The sequence below is a fragment of the Clostridium aciditolerans genome, assembly GCF_016316925.1.
GTDB lineage: Bacteria > Bacillota > Clostridia > Clostridiales > Clostridiaceae > Clostridium_AM > Clostridium_AM aciditolerans.
This window is the reverse complement of record NZ_JAEEGB010000012.1, coordinates 20294-46363: the sequence shown is the minus strand read 5'-3', so window position 1 is coordinate 46363 and position 26070 is coordinate 20294. Positions and strand designations below refer to the sequence as shown.

15 protein-coding genes, 1 pseudogene, 1 riboswitch and 1 other annotated feature are annotated in these 26070 nt (G+C 31.5%); of the genes and pseudogenes, 10 read left to right on the top strand and 6 right to left on the bottom strand.

Features of this window, described 5'->3' with window-relative positions; translation table 11 throughout:
* Positions 1-8 precede the first annotated feature (8 nt).
* The 3 genes from I6U51_RS10885 to I6U51_RS10875 are packed head-to-tail and all read right to left on the bottom strand — an operon-like array spanning position 9 to position 3081.
* Entirely contained in the window at positions 9-827 is an 819-nt protein-coding gene (locus tag I6U51_RS10885; protein ID WP_211142676.1) for an ATPase, read from the bottom strand.
* A gap of 36 nt (positions 828-863) precedes the next feature.
* Positions 864-1784: a response regulator gene (locus I6U51_RS10880; protein ID WP_211142675.1), complete on the bottom strand. Its 921-nt coding sequence runs from the start codon at positions 1782-1784 to the stop codon at positions 864-866.
* A 1-nt stretch (position 1785) separates the two neighbouring features.
* Entirely contained in the window at positions 1786-3081 is a 1296-nt protein-coding gene (locus tag I6U51_RS10875) for a sensor histidine kinase (protein WP_246517260.1), read from the bottom strand.
* A 389-nt stretch (positions 3082-3470) separates the two neighbouring features.
* On the opposite strand from I6U51_RS10875, the gene I6U51_RS10870 reads away from it, so the two are divergent.
* The 3 genes from I6U51_RS10870 to I6U51_RS10865 all read left to right on the top strand — a co-directional run bounded on the left by I6U51_RS10870 (position 3471) and on the right by I6U51_RS10865 (position 6597).
* The gene (locus I6U51_RS10870; RefSeq protein ID WP_211142674.1) at positions 3471-4760 is read left to right on the top strand and encodes a cation:dicarboxylate symporter family transporter; all 1290 of its coding nucleotides are present in this window, start codon (positions 3471-3473) and stop codon (positions 4758-4760) included.
* 54 nt (positions 4761-4814) lie between these two features.
* The gene (locus I6U51_RS25095) at positions 4815-4937 is read left to right on the top strand and encodes a hypothetical protein (protein WP_281395957.1); all 123 of its coding nucleotides are present in this window, start codon (positions 4815-4817) and stop codon (positions 4935-4937) included.
* 91 nt (positions 4938-5028) lie between these two features.
* Positions 5029-6597: a recombinase family protein gene (locus tag I6U51_RS10865; RefSeq protein WP_211142673.1), complete on the top strand. Its 1569-nt coding sequence runs from the start codon at positions 5029-5031 to the stop codon at positions 6595-6597.
* A 21-nt stretch (positions 6598-6618) separates the two neighbouring features.
* Here I6U51_RS10865 and I6U51_RS10860 read toward each other — a convergent pair.
* Positions 6619-6903, bottom strand: a pseudogene (locus tag I6U51_RS10860) (P-loop domain-containing protein); the annotation flags it as partial.
* Between the two features lie 234 nt (positions 6904-7137).
* Between I6U51_RS10860 and I6U51_RS10855 the strand changes: the two are divergent.
* From I6U51_RS10855 to trpS, 6 genes are all read left to right on the top strand, one after another.
* Complete coding sequence (locus I6U51_RS10855; RefSeq protein WP_211142671.1) at positions 7138-8445, top strand: M18 family aminopeptidase; 1308 nt, start codon at positions 7138-7140, stop codon at positions 8443-8445.
* A gap of 180 nt (positions 8446-8625) precedes the next feature.
* Positions 8626-8847: riboswitch (Lysine riboswitch) on the top strand.
* 110 nt (positions 8848-8957) lie between these two features.
* Positions 8958-10160, top strand: a complete 1203-nt coding sequence (locus tag I6U51_RS10850; RefSeq protein WP_211142670.1) for an aspartate kinase — start codon at positions 8958-8960, stop codon at positions 10158-10160.
* 43 nt (positions 10161-10203) lie between these two features.
* Positions 10204-11502, top strand: a complete 1299-nt coding sequence (lysA, locus tag I6U51_RS10845) for a diaminopimelate decarboxylase (RefSeq protein WP_211142669.1) — start codon at positions 10204-10206, stop codon at positions 11500-11502.
* Between the two features lie 241 nt (positions 11503-11743).
* On the top strand, positions 11744-20386 hold the full coding sequence (locus I6U51_RS10840) for a glycoside hydrolase family 94 protein (RefSeq protein WP_211142668.1): 8643 nt from the start codon (positions 11744-11746) through the stop codon (positions 20384-20386).
* A 118-nt stretch (positions 20387-20504) separates the two neighbouring features.
* Complete coding sequence (locus tag I6U51_RS10835) at positions 20505-20879, top strand: desulfoferrodoxin (RefSeq protein WP_211142667.1); 375 nt, start codon at positions 20505-20507, stop codon at positions 20877-20879.
* A gap of 142 nt (positions 20880-21021) precedes the next feature.
* Positions 21022-21265: a binding site (T-box leader), on the top strand.
* A gap of 58 nt (positions 21266-21323) precedes the next feature.
* Positions 21324-22322, top strand: a complete 999-nt coding sequence (gene trpS, locus I6U51_RS10830; protein WP_211142666.1) for a tryptophan--tRNA ligase — start codon at positions 21324-21326, stop codon at positions 22320-22322.
* A 16-nt stretch (positions 22323-22338) separates the two neighbouring features.
* On the opposite strand, the gene yidA is transcribed toward trpS, so the two are convergent.
* Positions 22339-23157 carry a sugar-phosphatase gene (gene yidA / locus I6U51_RS10825; RefSeq protein WP_211142665.1) on the bottom strand — a complete coding sequence of 273 codons (819 nt, stop codon included), beginning with the start codon at positions 23155-23157 and terminating at the stop codon, positions 22339-22341.
* A gap of 265 nt (positions 23158-23422) precedes the next feature.
* On the opposite strand from yidA, the gene I6U51_RS10820 reads away from it, so the two are divergent.
* Positions 23423-25015 carry a peptide chain release factor 3 gene (locus I6U51_RS10820; RefSeq protein ID WP_211142664.1) on the top strand — a complete coding sequence of 531 codons (1593 nt, stop codon included), beginning with the start codon at positions 23423-23425 and terminating at the stop codon, positions 25013-25015.
* 49 nt (positions 25016-25064) lie between these two features.
* Here the strand turns inward: I6U51_RS10820 and I6U51_RS10815 are convergent, their stop codons facing one another.
* Positions 25065-26045 carry a phosphatase PAP2 family protein gene (locus I6U51_RS10815; protein ID WP_211142663.1) on the bottom strand — a complete coding sequence of 327 codons (981 nt, stop codon included), beginning with the start codon at positions 26043-26045 and terminating at the stop codon, positions 25065-25067.
* Between the last annotated feature and the right edge of the window lie 25 nt (positions 26046-26070).

Here is a 26070-nt window from a genome sequence, read left to right as displayed (position 1 = left end):
GTTTATGGTTATAAACCCTGTTCTTTCTTATAATCTTCTTCATATTTTAAAAGTTTATTTATTAAATTATTATAAGTCTCATCTATATCTTTAAAAAGCATATTACCTATATAATATATTTCAAGGTCATCATGAAGTTTTTTAGCAGAGGATATAATAGAAAGTCCTTTATTTAAAAGATCATAAAAAATCTCTTTATCCCTTTGTAATTCATCTTTATCAACAAGAGAATAGTCTACAAGGTTTTCCATATAAATTTGAATACCATTAAATTTCTTATTGTTTATTTCGTTTGAAGTTACTATTGCAGTTTTTAAAGCTGGTATTATAATATGCTCAATTCTTTCAGGAATAAGAGGATCATGATATATTTCAACAAAAAGACCTCTTTTCAATGATTCGTTTACCATAAACTTTAGAATTTGTGTTTTACCAGTACCTGGTCCACCATTTAATACATATACTTTCTCACAATCAGCACATAGTTCATCCATGAAAGTTATAATACCATTAGGTGTAAATGCTGTAGCAAATAAGTGCCTTTCACTTCCTATATTAGTAGGTTCATATTGAGATAAAATCTTACTCTTTAGCTCTTCTTCTAATGATGCCAACTTTGAATAGTCTAAAAAAACTTTATTATAATTACTCCAATCATCATGCACAAGCTTTGCAGCGCCTATAAATCTATATGCTCTTTGAAATGTAGCTTGAATCTGCTTGTTTGTTTTTATTATATTTTCTCTATACTTTTTAAAACCTTCTTCATTCCAATGGGCTCCCATATTTAATACTTCATCTACTGCACCAGGATTTTGAGGGTCCACTACATGAGGTGAAGCTTCTTAAAGACACATGAAGAATTACATTCTTTTTTTCGATTCTAAATAGAGAACCCTAACAAATTTTTTTGTGTTAATACGAATTCTAGATATTGAAGGTTTAGTGTCATTTTCTAATTCCAACATTACTTTTCTAATTTCAGTAAAATCAAAGAACTTTGTTGCATACTCCTCAAATTTAGGATTGGAATAATCAGTAAGGCCAAGAGAAGCAAGATGATTCAAAGCCTGAAATATTGCTCGTCTAACCCTCTGTTCAGAAGCTTTTATCTCCTTTTGTAAATCTGGAGCAGTAGCTGATATTCCTAATTTCTTACTTGCTACAGTAGTAAAAATGTCTTTAAGAGGAGGAAATTCATGTTCAAAGGGAGATTGCTTCTCCTGTTGAAATAAATATTCTAGCATATCTAACAAATCTTTGCTTCCACTTTCGCCGATCATTCCTAATTCTGTTAATAGAAACTGACCTGCCAAGGTTATATTTTTATTTATAAAGTTATTTTCATCTTTTTGTTTTTGTTTACCAAATTCTAATACATTCAAGGTTTTTTGAATATCATATATAGATTTTTGCAGTTTTATATGTTCAACTACTTTTTGAATGACACTTATTACTTCTAAACGATTAATTGGCTTAGTAATGTAATATTCAACGCCCAGAGAATACGCTTTACCAACCATTTCTTTATCTTCAACCTGAGAAATCATAATAATTTTTCCGGGAAAATCTCCACTTAAATCATGTATGGTTTGAATTCCATCTTTAATAGGCATTAATAAGTCAATAACAAGAATATCTACTTTCTTCAAGCTAAGTAAGTGACTATCTATAATAGAACCATTATCTGCTTCGCCAACAATCTCACCAAGATCATAATCCTCAATTATTTCAGCTAACATTGAGCGGATAGCCTCATCATCGTCAACAATAAAAAATCTCATATTACCACCCTTTCTCCACTAGACTGCTAATTGGTAGTTGTATAGTAAAAACGGTTTCATTTTTTTCAGGGTTACTCTCAACAAAGATGCAGCCTTTAAGATTATTTACTACTTCTTTAGCGTAAGGAAGGCCCATGCCAGTTGAAGGTTTACCAGTTACATCATATTTCGTAGTATACCCCGGCTTAAAAATTAATTCGGTTTTTCGTTTTGGAATGCCTGCGCCAGTATCGAAAACTTTAAATTCAATATGCTTTGCACTTCTGCTGATAGATATTTTTATTAAACCTGTATTTTTTATAGATTCTACAGCATTAGAAACTAAATTGTTTACAAGAGATAAAGTAGTATAAACATGTAAAGAAGGTATTGAATCCTCAATATTTAGAATAAATTTAATATCTTTTCCCAAAGACTGAGCATATTTATGATTTGTTTGAATAATAATATTTCCTATTTCAGTTATACTCATATAATCCGTTGAGTTTTCTGCAGAAATCATCTCTGAAAGACCAGAATAGATTCTTTGGTTATCCTTCTTGATTTCATGTACCTGACCAGCAATACCTAATATTTTTTGAGTTAGTCCTTCTGAGTCTAAGGAACATTCATTATTTAGTAAGTTCTCATATAATTCATAACAATCTCTAGTAATTTCCTCAGCATCTTTCAGAGACTTTTTCAGTTGAATAGATTCCTCATATAAACCAGATATAAGTAAAAGCATATGCTGATTTTGCTTTTGCTGTTGTATTGATGATATTTCAGCTTCATGAAGTTTTATGGCATAAAAGAACCCAAGAGCGAAAAAGCTCCTTATAATAGCAATAATGACAACTTCATTTAAAATAGGCAAAGTAATAATATCTCTTAGAAAGTAGTGTCTAATAGATAACTCAACAATGCTGGAAGCTGTTTCTATTATAACAGATAAAAGGCCAACTATCAGTGGATGGCGATGTAAATTATTCAATCGAGTTACATGAAACATGTAAGAATAAGTCATGTAATAAAAAAATGTTGGAAAATGAAGCGTAAAAGAGTAATCAAATGGAAGTCCTCTGGCGCTAGAATCTAAAGCGATCCGGAACAGAAGAACAGAAGTTCCAACAAGAACTCCACATATAACTAAAGGTATTTTTCGTATTCCTAGTAAAAGTAAGAAAAATACTGGAATACCAAAGCTAATTCGAAAGGTATTAGGAAAAGGATATAGTTTTAATTCGCCAGCTAAAGGCACTACAATAATCATTAAAATAATAATATACAAATTCCCCTTTAATGAAACATTTCTCAACTAGTCTACACTCCCTTAAATTTAGTACAAATTGATATTCTGTAAATAAGAATATCAAAAAAAATGTCAATATACTAGTATAATGATAAACTTTTGTATTTACTAGGCAAAGCAATCAATATACTAAAATGAATTTTAGTATATTGTATATTTTATTTATCAGAATGATTTATACTTTAAATAATTACAACTAGGATTAAATCATTTGGCAGAAATGATTTAATTCTAATTATTTTTAAAAATTTCAAAAACTATTTTATAGATTTTCGTTAGATTTTATAGTTTGGACTATAAAATTCTAATATAGAAACTAATAGTGCAATTAGTAAAGCATAATTTAGTAAAGCATAATATGGAAAATAATAATTAAAAGAGAAAGGTGAGATAGAATGAAAAAATTTAAACTTGGGTTAGCGACACAAATTGTTATTGGTCTTATTCTTGGAGTTATAGTTGGTGCTGTGTTTTATGGTAACCCGGCAGTTGGAGTTTACTTACAACCAATTGGAGATATCTTTTTGCGTTTAATTAAAATGATAGTTGTGCCAATTGTATTCTCAGCACTTGTTGTTGGTATTGCAGGGGCAGGAGATATAAAACAAGTTGGTAAATTGGGCGGAAAAACTATACTTTATTTCGAGGTAGTAACTACAGTAGCTATAGTATTAGGATTAGTTATAGCAAACCTGTTCCATCCAGGTACAGGGATTAACATGAATGAACTTGTAAAAACAAACATTTCAAGTTATGTAAGTACAAGTGAATCAGTTGCACATCATGGATTTGCTGAAACATTTGTAAATATAGTTCCTACAAACGTAGTTGATGCTATGGCAAAAGGAAATATGCTTTCAATAATATTCTTCTCAGTTATGTTTGGCTTAGGGGTTTCCGCAATTGGAGAAAAAGGAAAAGTAGTTCTTAAATTTTGTCAAGGAACTGCAGATGCTATGTTCTGGATGACAAATCAAATTATGAAAGTTGCTCCATTTGGTGTATTTGCATTAATGGGTGTAAGCGTTTCCAAATTTGGAGTTAAATCTCTAGTTCCGCTTGGTAAACTAGCTATTACTACCTATGGCGCTATGGCATTCTTCGTTTTAGTTGTACTAGGTTTAGTGGCAAAAATAGCTGGAACAAGTATTATAAAAATTATAAAAATCCTAAAAGATGAACTTATACTTGCGTATAGTACATCAAGCTCAGAAACAGTTTTGCCTAAAATCATGGAGAAAATGGAGAAATTCGGTTGTCCAAAATCAATTGCAACATTTGTTGTTCCAACTGGTTATTCATTTAACCTTGATGGATCTACACTTTATCAAGCAATTGCAGCAATATTTATTGCACAAATGTACGGAATACACCTATCAATAGTACAGCAAATTAATTTAGTTGTTGTATTAATGCTTACCTCAAAAGGTATAGCTGGTGTACCAGGGGTATCATTTGTTGTACTACTTGCTACACTTGGTTCTGTAGGTATTCCACTAGAAGGACTAGCATTCATTGCGGGAATTGACCGTATACTTGATATGGCAAGAACAGTTGTAAATGTTATCGGTAATTCACTAGCTGTTGTAGTTATATCAAAATGGGAAAAACAGTATGATGCAGAAAAAGGAGATAATTACTTTAAATCATTAAAGGGTGCTTCTGTTGAAGGTAACGCAGCATAAAATTTGATATATTTTATTCAATCCCCTCATATTTTAATTATGGGGGGATTTTTTATGCAAAAAAAAGAAATTGAACTTAAAATATCTGAAACATTTAAAAATAAAAATGAAGATGAAAAGAAAAAGGTTTTAGAGGACTTAGTTTATAAAATAATAAAAGCTAAAGAAAAAGTATGAATTTATAGAATCTGGCCAGCTTTTCTGAAGGTTTTATTTAAAATAGAATACATTCTATATTTTAAGTAATATAAATGGGGTGCTTAACAGAATGAGTAAGGTTGCTATTTATTGCAGATTAAGCGATGAGGATAAAAACAAGAAAAGTTATATGGATGATAGTGAGAGTATACAAAATCAAAAGAACTTATTAATGAAGTATGCTTTAGAAAAAGGTTGGGATATTTACAAAATATATAGTGATGATGACTATTCAGGGCTTGACGTGGATAGACCAGAGTTTAATAAAATGATTAGAGATGCGGAAATGAGTAAGTTTAATATCATCATTTGCAAAACCCAATCAAGATTTACAAGAGATATGGAATTGGTAGAAAAGTATCTTCATAATAAGTTTTTAGAATGGGGTATAAGGTTTATTGCTATTGTTGATGGTGTTGACACACTTGATAAAAACAATAAAAAATCACGTCAGATAAACGGATTAATAAATGAATGGTATTGTGAAGACATATCAAAGTCAATTAAAGCTACTTTTCGTATGAAACAAAAGGCAGGTAAGTTTATCGGATCATTTCCGTGCTATGGCTATTCTAAAGATCCTAATGATAGAAACAGGTTAATTATAGATAAGGATGCGGCAGAAATAGTGAAAATAATATTTAGTTTATATACAGATGGAAATGGAACGCAGCGTATAGCAAATATATTAAATGAAAAAAATATACCTAATCCTACAAAATACAAGCAAATAAAAGGGTTAAGATATAAAAATTCCTCATTAAAAAATGATTACGGGCTTTGGAACAAGACTACGATTAAACGAATCCTAAAAAATCAAGTATATATCGGCAATATGGTACAGCATAAGTGTAAAAAAATAAATTACAAATCTAAAAAAATAAAAACTCTCCAGCAAAGAGAATGGATTATCGTGGAGAATACTCATGAAGCAATAATAGATAAGGGAACTTTTGAAATTGTTCAAAGACGAATTAGCTCCAGAATTAGAAGTACTTTAAGTGGAAAGGCACATTTGTTTTCCGGAAAGGTCAGATGTTTGGATTGTAAGAGTACGATGGCAAAGAACTGCAATGGAAAAGGTCAAAATTACTTAAGGTGCAGAAAATATTTAATTGATACAAAGAAAAGATTATGTACGAGTCACTCAATAAGTTTAGAAAGATTAGAAAAAGTGATTTTAGGAAAAATAATAGAATATATGAATTCATATTGTAACATTAATGAATTAGCTAAAAAACTATCAGAGGATAATGATGTTGCAAACATGTTAAAGGGATTAAATGTACAGTTAGGCAAATTGGAAAGAGATATAATTTATAGAAATGAAGCATTAAAGAATGCCTATATTGATAAAGTTAGTGGTGTAATATCAAAAACACAATTTAATGAATTAAGTTCATTATTTTCAAAGGAATTAGATAATTTACAATTAAAGAAAAAAGAATTAAAATCAAAGATCAATGATTTAAATGAAAAAAGCTTCTCCTCTGATTATTATAAAAAGTTAATAGAAGAATATAAATATTCGACAGACTTTTTACGGTCAATTGCAAATGAATTAATTGACTATATCGAAATAGGGGAAAAAAGTAAAGAAAACTTAGAACAACATATATCAATTTTTTGGAACTTTTAATAAGTGCCTTTACAGGAAGCTTACATGAGGTGCAGTACCATCAAGTATAGCAACATTTAGACCTTTAATTACCACACCATCTAGAGAATTGTTATCTGATGAGCAGTGATGATATTCAATATCATATCCTTTAGAATTAAAGAATTCACCTACCTTTTTCATGAGAGTTGATTTTCCAGTGCCAGGGCCTCCTTTAATACAAATCTTTCTTCTAGCAATGTCCTGGTTAATAATATACTGATAAAATGAATAGAATCCATAACTGGTATTTCCACCTGGAAACAAATTTCTAATAGTACCTTTCATAAATACACTCTCCTACCTAATTACAATCATTATATAATATGCAACAGCATTTAGTTTTGATATATTATTTAGAATATTTTTATTTAAGGTGCTTAAGAGTATAGTGAAAAGCTATACTTTTTTATTACTAAAAAAGTGATATTTTGTTATAATTATAAAGTATTGATTTTTTTATTGAAAAATAGAATGAGGTTATCATTTTTAAATTTTACTTTTAAGTTTGGAGGAAGAGTTATGACAGAAGAATTAAAAAAAGCTCAGGAATTAGTAGATTTTATTTATGAGAGTCCTACAGCATTCCATGCTGTAGATAGTGTAAAAAAGATTCTTTTAAGCAGAGGATTTGAAGAAATTAGAGAAGAAGACAAATGGAATCTAAAAAAGGGAGGCAAATATTTTTTAAATAAATACGACTCCGCTTTAATTGCATTTGTTGTAGGAAAAGGTGAAGTAGAAGAAGAAGGCTTTAGGATAGTAGGTGCTCATACAGATTCACCAGGTTTTAGAATAAAACCTAATGCTGATATGGAAGTAGAAGGAGCATATGTAAAACTAAACACAGAAGTTTATGGCGGTCCGATAATAAATACTTGGCTAGATAGACCGTTATCTATAGCTGGGAGGGTAACTATAAAAAGCGAAAACCCTTTTTCTCCACAAGTTAAACTGTTAAATATAAAAAGGCCAATTTTAATAATACCTAATCTTGCTATACATATGAACAGAAATGTGAATTCGGGAGTAGAATTAAATAGACAAAAGGATATACTACCACTGCTTTCATTAGTGAATGAAGAATTTGAAAAAGGAAAATATCTTATAAAGACTATTGCCAATGAATTAAGTGTTAAAGAAGAAGATATATTAGACTTTGACTTATATCTTTATGAGTATGAAAAAGGCAGCATTATAGGATTAAACAATGAGTTTATATCCTGTGGAAGGTTAGATGATTTAATAATGGTACACTCAGGCATCAATGCTTTAACTAAAGTAGATGCAGGGAATACTACTAACATTATGGTTTGTTTTGATAATGAAGAAGTTGGAAGCACTACCAAACAAGGGGCAGATTCACCAATGCTGTCTAATATACTAGAGAGGATTATGATTTCAATGGGAAAAGGAAGAGAGGATTATTTCAGGGCTCTTTCCAATTCTTTTATGATATCATGTGATTTAGGGCATGCGCTTCATCCGAACTATGGCGAAAAGAGCGATCCTGTAAATAGACCAATAATTAATAAGGGACCAATAATAAAAGTAAGTGCAAATCAAAGTTATACTTCAGATAGTGTATCTAGTGCTGTTTATAAAAGTATATGTGATATAGCAGGAGTGCCAGTTCAGTTCTTTGTGAATCGTTCAGATGAAAAAGGAGGATCTACCATTGGACCTATATCTTCAAGTCACGTAAATATACCTTCAGTAGATATGGGCTTAGCTGTTCTTTCAATGCACTCAATAAGAGAACTAGGTGGAGTAAAAGACTATATATATGCTGAAGAATCTTTTAAGGAATTCTATAGATACAATAAATAACTTGTTCGTTATAAATAATCTATATTTTTTATAAATATGCAATAAAATTATTATTAATAAAGAAATTAATTCTATATGATGAAGAATTGTAAAGAAAAAATAAATTATATTAACATAAAAATAATCTTGAAATGTATAAATACTTATGTTAAACTAATTATAATTTAATAACGAAACTTACCTTAGGGTAGAGGTGCTGTAATTAATAGTAGTTGCTTTTAGTCGGCGGACAGTGAGAAGTGAGGAAAGGAATTATGGCCGAAGAAAATAGTTTGGTGAAACTATTTTCTGGCTTTGCATATAATATATGCAGGGCTGTCATCTAAGATTCTGTAAATGATTTACCGAATTTTAACTATATAGATATAGTTCCAGCTATGGGGATGGAGAGCTACAAAGGGTACACAGAGTTGCGACGATATTTTTTGTGCAGCAAAGGTGTTCCTTTGCTGCTTTTATTTTTATAAATTATGGTATGTTTCACACAAGAATAATTTTAAGGGAGTGATGATATGGCAATTGTTGTACAAAAATATGGTGGAAGTTCTGTAGGAACTATAGAAAAAATAAAAAATGTTGCTCAAACAGTAGTAAGAAGAAAACAAGCAGGAGATGATGTAATAGTTGTAGTATCTGCTATGGGAGATACTACAGATGATTTAATAGGACTTGCAAATGAGGTTACAAGCAATCCTGATAAAAGAGAATTAGATGCTCTTTTATCAACTGGAGAAATGATGTCTAGTGCGTTGCTTGCTATGGCAATTAAGGCTTCAGATTATGATGCTATCAGTTATACAGCATACCAAATAGGGATAAAAACCACTGGACAACATGGTAAATCGTTAATAGATGATATAGATGGGGAAAATATAAAGAAGAGTCTATCAGAAGGAAAAATTGTAATAGTAGCAGGATTCCAAGGTATAAATGAAGAAGGACATATAACCACTCTTGGAAGAGGTGGTTCAGACACTACTGCTGTTGCGATAGCAGTGAAATTAGATGGGATATGTGAAATCTATACCGATGTAGATGGTATATATAGTGTAGATCCTAGAAAATATAAGGATGCTAAAAAGTTAGATGAAATAGATTATGAAGAAATGCTTGAACTTTCAAGTCTTGGAGCTCAAGTTATGCACTCTAGATCTATAGAACTTGGACAAAAATATAATATTCCAATATACGTTGGATTAAGTAATAGTGATATTAAAGGAACAGTAATTAAGGGGGTAAATAATATGAATATGGAGAGTAAACCAGTAACAGGATTAGCAACAAGTGATGATGATGTAGCTATAACAATAAGAGACATAGAAAGTGATATAAATACTGTATCAAGCCTATTTGAAAGTGTAGCAAGCAAGAGAATCAATATTGATATGATAAGCCAAACAGCACCTGTAAACAATAGAGTTAACTTATCATTTACTATACCAAAAGTTGATTTAAGTGAGTGCTTGGAAATAATTAAGCCATTCTATTTAGAGGAGAATCAAATTGCTATAGATCAGGATATAACAAAGTTTTCTGTGGTGGGTATAGGAATGAAAACTACATCAGGAGTTGCATCTAAAATGTTTAAACTTCTTAGTCAAAACGACATAGGGGTAAAGATGATTACAACTTCAGAAATAAGAATTACCTGTGCAATTAAACAGAAAGATAAGGTAAAAGCAATTAACGTTATTGCAAGTGAATTTAACCTATAACCAAAATTACCCAGTGTTCCGACTAAAAGGAGGAAAATTGATTATGAAATTAGCTGGTACTATGGATATAAAAAACAATACCCTTTATATTGGTGGAGTTAGTACAATAGACTTGGCAAAAAAATTTGGTACTCCTCTATATGTAGTTGATGAAGAGTTAATAAGAAGTCAGTGCAGAAGATACTATAACTCATTTAGAGCTAGTGAAAACAAAAATAAAGTAGCTTATGCAGGAAAGGCATTTTTAACTTTGGCTATGTGCCAAATTATAAAAAGTGAAGGTTTATGTTTAGATGTAGTTTCAGGTGGAGAATTGTATACTGCATGGAAAAGTGAATTTCCTATGGAAAAAGTATATTTTCATGGTAACAACAAAACTTTAGAAGAAATAGAGATGGGAATTAACTTAGATGTAGGTAGATTTGTAGTAGATAATTTCTATGAGATAGAAAAAATCAATGATATAGCTAAGGAAAAAAATAAGGTTCAGAAGATTCTACTAAGAATTACCCCAGGTATAGAAGCACATACACATGAGTATATAAAAACAGGACAAATAGACTCTAAATTTGGTTTTACATTACTAAACAATAAAACTATTGATGCTGTGAAAAAATCTATAGCGCTTTCTAATATAGAGTTAGTTGGACTACATTGCCACATTGGTTCTCAGATATTCGATACAAAGCCATATGAGGATGAAGTGGAGATTATGCTCTCAATAGTTAAAAACATTAAGGATGAGACTGGTTATGAAGTTCAGGAGTTAGACTTAGGTGGCGGATTTGGAATATACTACACAAAGGGTGATACTCCTAAAAAAGTAGAAGAATTTTGCCATGTAATATTAAGCAAAGCAGAAAGTGTTGCAAAAGAGCTTAATATAAATCTTCCTATATTAGTCATTGAGCCAGGCAGATCAATTGTTGGAAATGCAGGAATTACGCTTTATACAGTGGGATCAATAAAAGAAATACCAGATATAAGAAAGTATATAGCAGTAGACGGAGGAATGACAGATAATATAAGACCAGCTCTTTATAATGCTGAATATCAATGTATAATAGCTAATAAAGTAGAAAGTAATTCTACAGAAACTGTTACTATATCAGGTAAATGCTGTGAGTCAGGAGATATATTGCTGAGTAATGTGAAAATCCCAGAGGCTGAAAGTGGTGATATCCTGGCAGTGCTTACTACAGGAGCATATGGATATTCTATGTCAAGCAATTATAATAAGATACCAAAACCTGCAGTAGTTATGGTGAAAGATGGAGATGCTAAACTAATTTGCAGAAGGCAGACTTTTAAAGAAATTATAGAAAATGAATTATTATTATAAACAGAGTTCTTGGCATAAGGTGGAGTTGTCTACGACCACTGGGCAATTCTGCCCGTTAAATGCCATTTAGGCATTTAACCTCCAGCTGATGCTTAGAACTCGTTATCCAGGCGGATAAAAAACGTTAGAAAGTTTTTATACTTTCCAGCGTTTTTTTTGTTTTAATAGAATTCATATTTTGTGATTTGCTGGGAATAATAATCAAAGCACTAATTCTCTTTACACGAAAGGATGGATTGATATGCTCTATATTATATTTCTGGCAATAACTGTTGCAGTATTTGGCATATACATGCTTAACATACTATCAAATGAAAATGATGAAGAAAATGAAAATGTAATGGATGATGTGCCAACTCTAAATGTAAATAAGGAAGGGCTAAGAAAACATGCAATAGAAATATCTGCGTACTCTGCAGAAGCTAGGAAAGTAAATTGTAGAAAACAGCTAATAAAAAGTTTAGATAATAGCTATAAAATGATCTTAAAAGACTATGACTATATTGATAAAGAAGTTAGACAAAACAATGAGGTTATTCAGGCCGCTGAGTGGTTATTAGATAATCTCTATTTAATTCAAAAAGAATATAAAGATATAAAAAATAATATGCCAGAGTCATATTATAAAGATTTACCTATTATGAATAAAGGTGTAATGAAAGGCTATCCTAGAATCTATTATATAGCGGTTGAAATGGTATCCCATACAGATGGAAGGGTTGATGAAGATACTATAGAAACCTTTATAACTGAATATCAAAAGAATACCATTCTCGCCAGTGGTGAATTGTGGGCTCTACCTATAATGATAAGAATTGCATTAATTCAAAATATAAGCAAAATAACTGAAAGAATAGCTTTTGCACAAAGAGAAAGAAAAAAAGGCGATGAAATTGCTGATAGGCTTATAAATGCTGTTAATAATGAAACAGTAACACAGGAAATCGATAAGCTTTTGGAGCAAAAGATAAGATTTACATCACATTCGACAGAGAGGCTTTTAAAAACTTTAAGAGATAATGGGATTGAAAATTCAAATATATATGAATGGATAGATAATCAACTAGAAAGTCAAGAAACAAACTCTGAAAAAATTATAAATATTGAACATCAAAGACAGATGGCATATCAAGCTTCTATAGGAAATTCAGTAACTGGTATAAGAGAAGTTGCCGCGCTAAATTGGAGAGAAAATTTTGAAAAACTTAGTTATGTAGAAGAGATTTTAAGAAAAGACCCTTTACATATATACGAAAATATGGATTTTGAGTCTAGAGACTATTATAGACATAGCGTAGAAAAACTTGCTAAGCATATGAATGTTGCAGAGTCTTTTGTAGCAAAAAAGGCAGTAGAATGTTCAGAAGAAGCATTTGAAAAAGGCGATTGTTATGAATATGAAAAACATGTTGGGTATTATATAGTAGATAAAGGCGTACAATGCTTAAAGAATAAAGTTAACTTCAAAGACAAAGGAATAGCTAACATAAATAATAAATTTATTAATGAAAATATTGGGCTATATATTGGAGCAATGATCTTAGGAACAGTTATACTAACATTTTTAATACTGTTGCTGAGCTATTATAATAATCCTCAGATGGAGCCTTGGAAATACATCTTAATTACACTAGTGGCTATAATTCCCTGCAGTGAAATTATTATATCTATTTTTAATTATAGTATAAGCAAATTAGTTGAGCCAAGATTCATACCTAAGATTGAATATACAAATGAAATACCTAAAGAATTTAGCTCTATCGTAGTTATTCCAACTCTACTAAATAACGAATCTAGAGTAAAAAGTTTGATAAAAGATATGGAAGTATACTACCTTGCTAATAAAGAAAAAAACCTGTACTTTGCTCTATTAGGAGACTTCAAAGATAGTAAAAGTGAAGAAGAAGAAAATGATAGAAATATAATAGATACAACACTTAATTTAGTTAAAGAGCTTAATCAAAAATACAGTGAAAATGGTGGGGATATATTTTATTTTTTTAGTAGATACAGGCAATATAACTCAAAAGAGGGAATTTGGATTGGTTGGGAAAGAAAAAGAGGTAAGCTGGTAGAATTCAATAATTTGATAAGAGGTAATCAAAACACAAGTTATAATGTAGTAAGCGGCGATGTAAAGAACTTATATGGTGTAAAGTATGTAATAACATTAGATGCAGATACTCAACTTCCAAGAGATAGTGCTAAAAAATTAATAGGGGCAATGTCGCATGTGTTAAACATACCATACTTAGATGAACATCAGAAAAGAATTATTAGAGGGCATGGCCTAATGCAGCCAAGGGTGAGCGTAGGTACACTAAGTGCCAATAAAACATTATTTTCAAAGATTTTCTCAGGGGAATCGGGAATAGATATGTATACAAGTGCTATTTCAGATGTATATGAAGATCTATTTGACGAAGGAATTTTTACAGGAAAAGGTATATACGACATAGATATTTTTAATAAAGTCCTTGCAGATGAAATACCTGAAAATTCAGTACTAAGTCATGATCTACTTGAAGGGTCTTACATGAGGGCTGCATTAGTTACTGATGTAGAACTAGTGGATGGGTATCCTGCATATTATAATTCTAGTTCTAAAAGGCTTCATAGATGGGTTAGAGGTGATTGGCAGCTTATTCCATGGTTGTTTAAGAAGACTTCACTCAACAAATTATCTAGGTGGAAAATATTTGATAATTTAAGAAGAAGCCTTTTGTCACCAGCAATCATGATCCTAATTATAGTATCGCTATTTTTATTTTACAACCCAGATACATGGCTTATAATAGCGTTTTTATCCTTGCTTTGTCCTGTATTTTTTGGTGTTTCAGAAGCTGTGGTTTCACAAAACAAAGGAATAAGTTTTGCAGGAAAAGTGAAAAATGGAAAGAATCTTATTGAACAATTTTTTCTTATTTTCTGCTTTTTACCTTATCAATCATATTTAATGTTAGATGCTATTATTAGAACAATTTATAGACTGTTTATAAGCAAGAAAAAGATGCTGCAATGGCAAACTGCAGCAGACGTAGAGGCTAATTCCGGAAGAATGTTAAAAGATTTTATATCAGCTATGTGGATAGGAAGTATAATAAGTGTTTTGACTTTAATTATATCCTTTAGAAACTCCTTAGAAACAACAATTGTAATGGCTCCATCCTGCATTCTATGGTTTATAAGTCCGTATATAGCATATAAAATAAGCAAAGAGATAAAGGAAGAAAAAGAGGAATTAAATAAAGAAGAAGAAAAAGTATTAAGACGATTAAGCAGAAAAACCTGGGCATATTTTGAGGATTTTGTAAATGAGGATAACAATTGGTTAGCACCAGATAACTATCAAGAGGACCCTAATAATGGTGTAGCACATAGAACATCTCCTACAAATATGGGAATGGGTATTACATCTAATTTAGCTGCTTTTGATCTTGGGTACATTGGAACCTTAGAATTAGTAGATAGAATAGATAGAGTAATTTCCAGTATGAACTTACTGGAAAAGTATAAAGGTCACTTTTATAATTGGTATGATACAGAGACTAAAAAACCTCTTTATCCTAGATATATTTCTACTGTAGATAGCGGAAATTTAGTTGGGTATGTATGGCTTACTATAGCTTCATTAGATGAATATGTTAATAATCCAGTAATTAATGATAGATTATTGAAAGGTTTAATGGACACTTTAATACTTGCAAATGAAGAGATAGAAGATGAGTTGCAAATAAGCAATTACTATAATGATAAAATTAATGAGCTAGCAAATATGGAATTTAACATATTCTCATGGAGAAAATCACTTTTAAGTCTCTTAAGTCAATCAGTGGATATAGAGAAAAGTCAGAGATACAAGGATCTATATTGGAATCATAAACTAATAGATTATGTAAATAAAAGACTAGAAGAACTCCAAATGTTATTTCCTTGGGTTGACTTAGCGTCGGAAAACTTAGAAAAACTTAAAAATATAAAAGATAGTTTTATAAAGTTATCTGACAAAACACCATTAAGTGATATATTGAAAGAAGTTGATAACCTAAGAAATCAATTAAATAACGTAAATTTGCAAGAAAAAGAGCAATGGTTTAATGAAATAGAGCAATCACTAGAAAGTAGTAAAAAGGAAATAAATAATCTATTATATAAAGTTAAAGATTTAAAACAAAAATTAGATTCTATGGCTGATAATACAGAATTCAGGATGTTATACAATAAAAAAAGGCAGCTTTTCTCAATTGGCTATGACGTAGAAAAAGACAGATTGGATAACTGCTTTTATGATTTGCTTGCATCAGAAGCAAGGCAAGCAAGTTTTGTATCAATAGCTAAGGGAGATATAGAACAAGAACATTGGTTTAAATTAGGTAGGTCTATAACTTCCATGGGTAAAAGCAAAGGATTAGTTTCCTGGAGTGGAACTATGTTTGAATATTTCATGCCCCTCATAATTATGAAAAGCTATCCTAATACGTTATTAGGCGAAACTTATAAAGCTGTGATTAAAGGTCAGAAAAAGTATGGAAAAGAAAGAGGGGTCCCTTGGGGAATATCTGAATCGGCTTTCTATTATTTTGATGTTAATCTAAATTATCAATATAAAGCCTTTGGTGTGCCAGGAATAGGTTTAAAACGAGGGCTTATGAATGAACTAGTAATCTCTCCATACTCTACGATTATGGGACTATTGATAGATATAAAGGGGTCCTTGGACAACATAAAAAGGCTAATAGATTTAGGGTTAGAAGGAAGATATGGATTTTATGAATCCATAGATTATACACAAGAAAGACTTCCGAAAGGTAAGAAAAATGCTATGGTGAAATGTTTTATGGTTCACCATGAAGGCATGAGTCTAATGTCTTTAAATAATGTTTTAAATAATAGTATTTTTCAGGAAAGATTTCATGAAATTCCTAGGGTAAAGGCTGCAGAACTTTTGCTTCAGGAGAAAGTTCCTAAAGCTGTAGTGTATGATAGAGAATATCAATATGATGCTTTTGACATTTCTGTAGAAAAACAAAATATAGCTGTAAGAAGATATACTACTGCAAGGACAGAAATGCCAGAAACTCATTTGATGTCAAATGGAAGCTATTCCTTAATGATTACTAACAGTGGGAGTGGTTACAGCAAAAAAGATGATATGACAGTTTATAGATGGAGAGAAGATGTGAGTTTAGATGATACGGGGATGTTTTTTTATATAAAAAATATTAACTCAAATGAATACTGGAGCACAGCTTACGAACCATGTAAATATGAGGGAGAAGAATATGAAGTATTATTTTCATTAGATAAGGTAGAGTTTAAAAGAAAAGATGGTAATTTAAGAACCCGTACAGAAGTTACTGTTTCTAATGAGGATAATGCAGAAGTGAGAAAAATATCTATAACAAATCATAGTGAGCATACTAGAATAGTGGAAATTACAAGTTATTGTGAAGTAACGCTAGCACATTATAATGCAGATTTAGTCCACCCTACCTTTAGTAATTTATTTATTAAAACTGAATATATTGATGATTTAGGATGTATTATTGCAAATAGAAGGCCTAGGTCAAGAAAAGATAAGCAGCCTTGGCTTATGCAAACTGTTGCATTTGAAGGAAATACTGTAGGGACTATTCAATACGAAACAAGTAGAGCTAATTTTATAGGAAGAGGAAGAGATTTATCTAATCCTCAAGCAATGGATAATGATACTCAATTAAAAATGACAGCAGGAGCTATACTTGATCCTATAATTAGTATGAGAGTGAGGATGAAAATAGAAGCAGGAGAAACCTGTACAGCAGCCTTTACTACAGCAGTAGGCGATTCAAAGGATGAAGTAGTAGAACTTGCCAAAAAGTATGCGGACATAAGGAATATAAGTAGAGTTTTTGAACTTTCATGGAGTGGAGTGCAGCTTGAGATGAAATACTTAGGAATAAAATCTGCTCAAGCAAATTTATATCAATTAATGGCTTCAAAAATTCTATTTTTGAATACATTATTTAAAGACAGAGACAAATATATTATGAATATAAGAAAAGGGCAATCGGCTCTGTGGGCCTATGGTATTTCAGGAGATTTACCTATAGTATTGATAATAGTTAGAGAAGAAAAGCATATAGGTTTAGTAAGGCAGCTTATAAGTGCTCATGAGTATTGGTGCCTAAAAGGATTGAAGGTGGATCTAGTTATACTTAATCTACAGGAAAATTCCTATATTCAATCTATGCAGGATGTTGTAAGAGATTTAATAAGCTCAAGTCATGCCAGGGATAAACAAAATAAAGCCGGCGGGGTATTTCTTCATAATACAGCTACTATAGCAAAAGAAGATATAGAGTTATTAATGGCTGTTTCAAGAATTGTAATAGATGGAGATAAAGGTTCACTAATGGTTCAAATGAATGAAGAAAACAAAGAAGAAAGTGAAAAGGAATTATTAGTTATAGAACCACAAAAATATAACTATAACTCATATAAGCCATCAATAGCTAAATTAGATTATTATAATGGGCTAGGTGGTTTTAGCAGCGAAGGTGATTCATACATTATAATTCTTAAGAATTATGATAATACTCCTGCACCTTGGATAAATGTAATTTCGAATGGAAACTTTGGTTTTCATGTTTCAGAAAGTGGTATTTCATATACATGGAATAAAAATAGTAGAGAAAACAAGTTAACTACATGGTCTAATGATCCTGTTATAGATAGTGAGGCAGAAGAGATATATATACGCGATGAGATGGATGGAAGTGTATGGAGCATATCACCTAAGCCTATAAGGGATAGTGGAGACTATATAATTGAACATGGATTTGGATACTCTAAATTTGAACATGAGGCACATGGCATTCTAGGGAATATGAAAATGTTTGTTGACATGAATGAAAATGTTAAGGTATGCAGGATAAAACTTAAAAATATTACAAGTTCTAAGAGAAGATTATCTATTAGTTACTATGCGAAGCTTGTTATGGGTGTAGCTCATGAACAAACAGCACAGTATGTATTTACTGGATTTGATAAAGAGAATAATTATATCTATGCAAGAAATCCTTATAGTGAACATTTTGGAAAACTAATTTGTTACCTTAAAGTTATCGGTGGAGAGGAGTTATCTTTTACTGGGAACAGGAAAGAATTTGTAGGAAGAGGAGGAGATATAAAATCTCCTGAGGCACTTAAGTCGAAAAAGTTGTCTAATACCGTTGGTGCTGGTATGGACCCTTGTCTTGCAAAGAATGTTAAGATAACCTTAAATGAAGGAGAGGAAAAAGAAATATTAGTACTCTTTGGACAGGAAGAAAGTTTCGAAAAGATATCTCATATAATAAATAAATATAGTACTGAAGGTATTGCTGAAAAAGAATTAAATAATACAAAAAATTTCTGGAAGGAATTATTTAATATTATACAGGTAGAAACCCCAGATAAGTCTATGGATCTAATGATAAATGGATGGCTTATGTATCAGATTATATCCTGTAGATTCTGGGCAAGGACCGCGTTCTACCAATCAGGTGGGGCTTATGGGTTTAGAGACCAACTTCAAGATATTATGCCTATTACATACCTTGAACCTGAAATATCAAGAAAGCATATAGTCTATAGCGCCTCAAAGCAATACCTAGAGGGAGATGTTCAACATTGGTGGCATCCTGTAGTAGAAAGCGGAATTAGAACAAGATTTTCAGATGATTTACTATGGCTTCCTTACGCTACTGCAGACTATATACAAAATACAGGAGACTACAGCATATTAGATGAAGAGGTAGGCTACTTAGAAGATGAGGAATTAAAAGAAGGAGAAGATGAGAGATACAATATATCAAGAAAATCCGATAAAAAAGGAACTATATATGAACACTGTATAAAAGCAATAGAAAAATCCTTAAAGTTCGGAAGTCATAATATACCGCTGATGGGATCTGGAGATTGGAATGACGGAATGAGCACTGTTGGAAATGAGGGAAGAGGAGAGAGTGTCTGGTTAGGATGGTTCCTATATAGTATTCTTGATAAATTCATAGAAATATGTAAAATAAAAAATGATGAAGAAAAGGTTGCAAAATACAGTGATTTAAAAGAGTTTATTAGGGATAATCTAGAGAAAAATGCTTGGGACGGTGGTTGGTATAGAAGAGCCTACTTTGATAATGGCGTGCCTTTAGGTTCGGTGCAAAATGATGAATGTCAAATAGATTCACTATCCCAGTCTTGGGCTGTTATTTCCGGTGCTGCAAAAGAATCTAGAGCAAAAGAAGCTATGGAGGCTTTAGAAAGGAATCTAATTAAGGATGATAAGGGAATAGTATTGCTTCTTACACCAGCCTTTGATAAGTCGACTTTAGAACCTGGGTATATTAAAGGGTATGTTCCAGGAGTAAGGGAAAATGGCGGCCAATATACGCATGCATCTATATGGGTGATATTAGCTTTAGCTAAAATGGGATATAACAATAAGGCATGGAAGATATTTAATATGATTAATCCAATAAATCACGCTAAATCATATTTAAATTGTCAAGTTTACAAAGTAGAGCCATATGTAATGACAGCTGACGTCTATGCAGTAGAACCTCATACAGGTAGAGGAGGATGGAGCTGGTATACTGGAGCTGCAGGATGGATGTATAGAACAGGAATTGAGGCTATACTTGGACTTAAATTAATAGGTAAACAAGGCTTTATGGTAAATCCGTGTGTACCGGATGAATGGCAGAGTTATAATATTTACTATAACAGACAAGGCTGCAAATATAGTATACAAATTAAAAGAGCTGAGGAAAAAGGAATTTGGCTTGATGGAAATAAGTTAGATAGTGGAATCATTCCTTTTTTAGGTGGAGGAGAACATGAAGTTAGGGTTTTAATATAACCCTAATTTCAATGATTTAAAAATTATCGATAATAACTTAATTAAAAAAAGGAAATTAGAAAAAGATGCAGAATAATATAATTAAAATCAGAAAATTCAATGAAAGGGAGGAATTATTATGACAGAGGTTAGACAGGTTTATAAATGTGAGATTTGCGGCAATATGGTTGAGGTAATTCATAAAGCAGGAGGAAGCTTAGTTTGTTGTAATAAGCCGATGACACTGCTTGTAGAGAATACAGTAGATGCAGCAGTTGAAAAGCACGTGCCAGCAATAGAAAAAATAGAAGGTGGAGTAATTGTAAAAGTTGGAGAAGTAGAACATCCAATGGTTGAGGAACACCACATAGAATGGATAGAAGTACACACTGCTAACAAGCTTTATAGAAAATGGCTTAAGCCAGGAGAAAAGCCAGAAGCAATATTCAAAATTGACGAGGAAGTGTTATTTGCAAGAGAATATTGCAATATACACGGACTGTGGAAAAAGTAAGCAGAGAACCAAAATCTTTGATTTTGTGTGAATCGCTTACTCATCTGAGTTTGCGAAGAGGAGTTTCATATAAAAAAATAAGTATAAAAGTATTGACAAATCTTCTTTTAAAGAATAATATATTTTAAAAGAATCAAATAATATAAATCCGTTGATAGAAAGTAAGTAGGTTTAAAAACAGATTTAAAGAGAGCTGTAGGTGGTGGGATTATAGCAATTATGATTAAACCGAATGGGTTCTGGAGGATCGGAATGAATAAAAAGTAGTTCCTGGACGTTAATCTTACGTTATAAAGATAGGATATTTTTATGTATCTGAGTTGAGGAAAAGACTATATTGCTTGTCTTTTTGAAATTAGGTGGCACAGCGACATTACGCCCTATGATTTAAAAAATCATAGGGTTTTTTTATTTACAATAATTAAATAAATGAGGTGAATTTTTATGGAAGAAAATAAGAAGATAATATTTAGTGGAATTCAGCCATCAGGAAACTTGACATTAGGTAACTATTTAGGAGCTTTAAAAAATTGGGTTAAGTTACAGGATGAATATGAATGCTATTATTGCGTAGTAGATTTGCATGCTATAACAGTAAGACAGGAGCCAAAAGATTTAAGAAGAAGAACACTAGAAGTACTTGCAATATACTTAGCAGCAGGGCTTGATCCGGAAAAAAATACTATATTTATTCAATCACATGTTCCTGCTCACGCTGAAGGAGCTTGGTTGTTAAATTGCTTCACTTATACTGGAGAATTAAGTAGAATGACGCAATTTAAGGATAAATCTCAAAGATACGGAGAATCCATAAGTGCGGGGTTACTAGACTATCCTGTTCTAATGGCTGCAGATATACTGCTTTATAATGCTAACTTAGTTCCAGTAGGAAAAGATCAAAAACAGCATCTTGAGCTTACTAGAGACATTGCTGAGAGATTTAATAGCTTATACAGCCCTACGTTTAATATACCTGAACCTTATATTCCAGAGTTAGGCGCAAAAGTTATGGATTTACAAGAGCCTACAAAAAAGATGTCAAAGTCAGCAGACAATCCTAATAGTTATATATTAATAATGGATCCTCCAGATGTAATAAGAAAGAAAATTAGCAGAGCTGTTACCGACAGTTTAGGTATAGTAAAGTATAATGATGAACAACCAGGAGTTAAGAATCTAATAACAATATTAAATGCTATAACAGGAATGAGCATAGATCAAATAGAGAAAAAGTATGAAGGTCAAGGATATGCTCAATTTAAATTAGATGTTGCAGATGCTATAGTTAATGAGTTGGAGCCTATACAAAAAAGAATAAACGAAATATTAAATGATAAAGAATATCTTGAGAGTATATATAGAAAGGGTGCAGAAAAAGCAAATTATGTTGCAAATAAAATGCTAAGAAAAATGCAGAAAAAAATAGGATTTATACCAAGATAAAGGTAGGATAAAGTTTTTATCCTACCTTTTGACCTTTTAATATAAACTTATTTATTACGTGAGCCACGCCATGTTCTTCGTTGGTTTTGGTAATATAATTAGCAATTTCTTTTAACTCAGGAAATGCATTGCCCATAGCTACGCCTAGTCCAGCATACTTTATCATGTGTATGTCATTACCGGCATCACCCATACAAATAACCTCTTCTTGGTTTATGCCTAAATTTTTAGCTAAGACTTCGACGCCAAATCCCTTATTAACTTTCTTATTTATAAACTCTAGAAAGAAAGGAGCGCTTCTGACGATTGTATATCTATCGTTGATGTCATTAGGAAGATTCTCTATGACTTTATTCAATATACTCTCATCATCTATAAACATAACCTTTACTATGGTAGTATCTTTGCTTATGTTATCAAAATCAACTATTTCAAGAGGTATACCATTCATAGTAGCTTCCAACTCACTATACTTATTGAGCTTAGGAGTTATACAGGAAGAGGTCGTTAGAGCATGAATATTTACATTAAGTTTTTTACTCAAAGTATATAGATATTTAAGATCATTTAAATTCATAAAATTTTTAGCTATAATCTCACCAGTTTTAGTATTTTGAACTACTGCACCATTAAAGGCTACGGCATAATCACCGTCGTTTAATAAATTTAATTGCTTTAAATATTTTTCAATACCTTTAGTAGGTCTACCAGTTGCTAAAACTACCTTGATGCCATTTTCTTTAGCTTTCTTAATTGCTTCGAGATTTTCTTTAGATATAGTCTTGTCCTCTTTTAAAAGAGTTCCATCCATATCAAGTGCGACTAACTTGTACATTTTAAACCTCCAATATTACATATTTTCAAAGATGTCTTATATAAATTATTATATCATTTAAGCTGTCGAAATAAATTTTGTAAATTCTTAATATTAGGCTATCTAAGGTAAATAAATATAAAATTAAACGTTTACGTTGTGAAAATATTTTTTTATTGAAAAGAATTGTACGAAATGATATAATCTTAAATCACTTAAGTTGACATTAATTAATAATAAAGTTAAAATCATTGTTGGAAGCAATAAAAGAAGAGGAGAGAGAGCTGTGGCGGACTTAGTAAAAGAGATTGAAAGAAGAAGAACATTTGCTATAATATCCCACCCCGACGCTGGTAAAACTACGTTGACAGAAAAGCTATTATTATACGGAGGAGCAATAAGGCTTGCTGGTTCCGTTAAAGCTAGAAAAGCATCAAAACATGCAGTATCAGACTGGATGGAAATAGAGAAACAAAGAGGTATTTCAGTTACATCTTCAGTTATGCAATTTAACTATGATGGATTTTGTATAAATATATTAGATACACCAGGACACCAAGATTTCAGTGAGGATACCTACAGAACGTTAATGGCAGCAGACAGTGCTGTTATGGTTATCGATGCTGCAAAAGGTGTGGAAGAGCAGACAAAAAAGCTTTTCCATGTATGTAGTTTAAGAGGAATACCTATATTTACATTCGTAAATAAAATGGATAGAGAAAGTAAAGATCCATTTGAACTAATGGAAGATATAGAGAATGTTTTAGGAATAAAATCATATCCAATGAATTGGCCTATAGGTTCAGGGGCAGATTTCAAAGGTGTATACGATAGAGAGAAAAAATTAATTGAGGCTTTCAATGGTGGAAACCACGGACAAACTGCAGTGCAATCAATAGAAGGTCAAGTAGATGATTCAGTATTTAAGGATCTACTTGGAGAACCCCTGCACGAAAAGTTAAAAGAAGATATTGAACTACTCGACATAGCTGGCGATGAATTTGATATTAAGAAAGTAAGGGACGGCTCACTTACTCCGGTATTCTTTGGTAGTGCTTTAACTAACTTTGGTGTGGAGCCATTTTTAAGAGAGTTCTTGGGCTTAACTACAGCACCTTTGGCAAGAGAATCAGACCAGGGAGAAGTAGAGGTTTTTAATGAGGATTTCTCAGCTTTTGTCTTTAAGATTCAAGCTAACATGAATCCAGCACATAGAGATAGAATTGCCTTTATGAGAATTTGTTCAGGCAGATTTAAAAAGGGGATGGAAGTGTTCCATATCCAGGGTGGAAATAAAATTAAACTTGCACAGCCACAACAATTTTTGGCTCAAGATAGAGAAATTGTGGAGGAAGCCTATGCAGGTGATATAATTGGAGTTTTTGATCCTGGTATTTTTAGTATTGGAGATACTTTATGCTCAAGCCCTAAAAAGTTTAAATTCGAAGGCATTCCTATATTTGCTCCAGAGTTTTTTGCAAGAGTTAAAACTATAGATACAATGAAAAGAAAACAATTCATAAAGGGCGTAACTGAGATTTCACAAGAAGGTGCAATCCAGGTGTTCAAGGAGCTCCATATAGGAATTGAAGAGATTATAGTAGGGGTTGTAGGAGTACTACAATTTGAAGTATTAGAATACAGAATGAAACATGAATACAATGTAGATATAAAAATGGATAGACTTTCATATAAATATATAAGATGGATAGAAAGTTCAGAAGTTCCAGTAGATAAACTTACGTTAACAAGTGATACAAAAGTAGTTAAAGATTTAAAGGATAGAAATATATTAATATTCCAAAGTGAGTGGGCAATAGGATGGGCACTAGACCATAACAAGGGGCTTACGCTATCTGATATTGGTAAATCTGAATAACTATATAAATAAAAGGGTTAAACTAAATTTTAGTTTAACCCTTCTTATGTTATTGTAATAAATTTGTATAGTAATTGCTTATATAGGTTGAAGGAATGCTTTTATAGTAGTAAGAGCGAAGTATGCTTTGTATTAATATTTTGCCTTTATCTAAGACAAAATCAACTAATTTAACAGTTCCATAAGCAAATAACATTCCAGCCAATACATCTATAACCCAGTGTATCTCTAAATACATTGTAGAGAATATTACACTTAAGCAAAAGAATCCCCATACATACTTAAATAGCTTATTTTTTTCTCTCATAACTAATAAAAATGCTGCAAAGGCTATAGAAGTATGCATAGATGGGAAGCAATTTAGTGATACACCTGCTGCTTGTGCAGGAGTCATGTTTCTTGCTAGTCCATCAGGATGGCCAAGTACGTACCATACTTCTTGTAAATGGAAAGTAAGATAAAAAGGTGTTATTAGAAAAACTTGTACTATATGTCCGGATAATGCATATCTAACCATCTTTTTAAAGTCCTTAGATATAGCAGCTCTATAAATAGGCAACAATATAGGAAGAACAAATCCATTATTATAAACCATTCTTAAAATCCAAGTAAGAGTCTCGGGTTTGTAGACACGTAAGAATGCAGCATCGTTTAATGGTATCTTGCTAAAAATAGGATTTAAATCCACTACAATATTTTTGCTCATTTGCCAGCTTAGCATTTTTCCCCAAAATGCATATCCATGAACATTTATATATGATAAAAACATTAGAAAAGGCACAGCAAGTAATAAGTAAGGAATCCATTTAACATCTTTGCGAATCTCAGAATAAGCTGTAAATGCTGCAAATGCTAATAAAAATTTAAAAGCTTTATAGTCAACTCCTGTATTAGCGTATACGATTTTCATAGCGTTGTATAAAAAATAGAGACCTATAATAATAAAATAGTATTTATTCAAGAAGTCAAAAGCTTTTAGAAGCATAGCTTTAGATGTTCTTAATACTCTTTTTTTCATGAAATTTAACATAAATTAAATCCTCCCTTCATACACA

Coding starts and splice junctions, on each gene's coding strand:
- I6U51_RS10850 (WP_211142670.1), top strand. CDS start 8,958: ATGGCAATTGTTGTACAAAAATATGGTGGAAGTTCTGTAGGAACTATA.
- yidA (WP_211142665.1), bottom strand. CDS start 23,157: ATGTACAAGTTAGTCGCACTTGATATGGATGGAACTCTTTTAAAAGAG.
- lysA (WP_211142669.1), top strand. CDS start 10,204: ATGAAATTAGCTGGTACTATGGATATAAAAAACAATACCCTTTATATT.
- I6U51_RS25095 (WP_281395957.1), top strand. CDS start 4,815: ATGCAAAAAAAAGAAATTGAACTTAAAATATCTGAAACATTTAAAAAT.
- I6U51_RS10855 (WP_211142671.1), top strand. CDS start 7,138: ATGACAGAAGAATTAAAAAAAGCTCAGGAATTAGTAGATTTTATTTAT.
- I6U51_RS10870 (WP_211142674.1), top strand. CDS start 3,471: ATGAAAAAATTTAAACTTGGGTTAGCGACACAAATTGTTATTGGTCTT.
- I6U51_RS10840 (WP_211142668.1), top strand. CDS start 11,744: ATGCTCTATATTATATTTCTGGCAATAACTGTTGCAGTATTTGGCATA.
- I6U51_RS10880 (WP_211142675.1), bottom strand. CDS start 1,784: ATGAGATTTTTTATTGTTGACGATGATGAGGCTATCCGCTCAATGTTA.
- trpS (WP_211142666.1), top strand. CDS start 21,324: ATGGAAGAAAATAAGAAGATAATATTTAGTGGAATTCAGCCATCAGGA.
- I6U51_RS10865 (WP_211142673.1), top strand. CDS start 5,029: ATGAGTAAGGTTGCTATTTATTGCAGATTAAGCGATGAGGATAAAAAC.
- I6U51_RS10835 (WP_211142667.1), top strand. CDS start 20,505: ATGACAGAGGTTAGACAGGTTTATAAATGTGAGATTTGCGGCAATATG.
- I6U51_RS10815 (WP_211142663.1), bottom strand. CDS start 26,045: ATGTTAAATTTCATGAAAAAAAGAGTATTAAGAACATCTAAAGCTATG.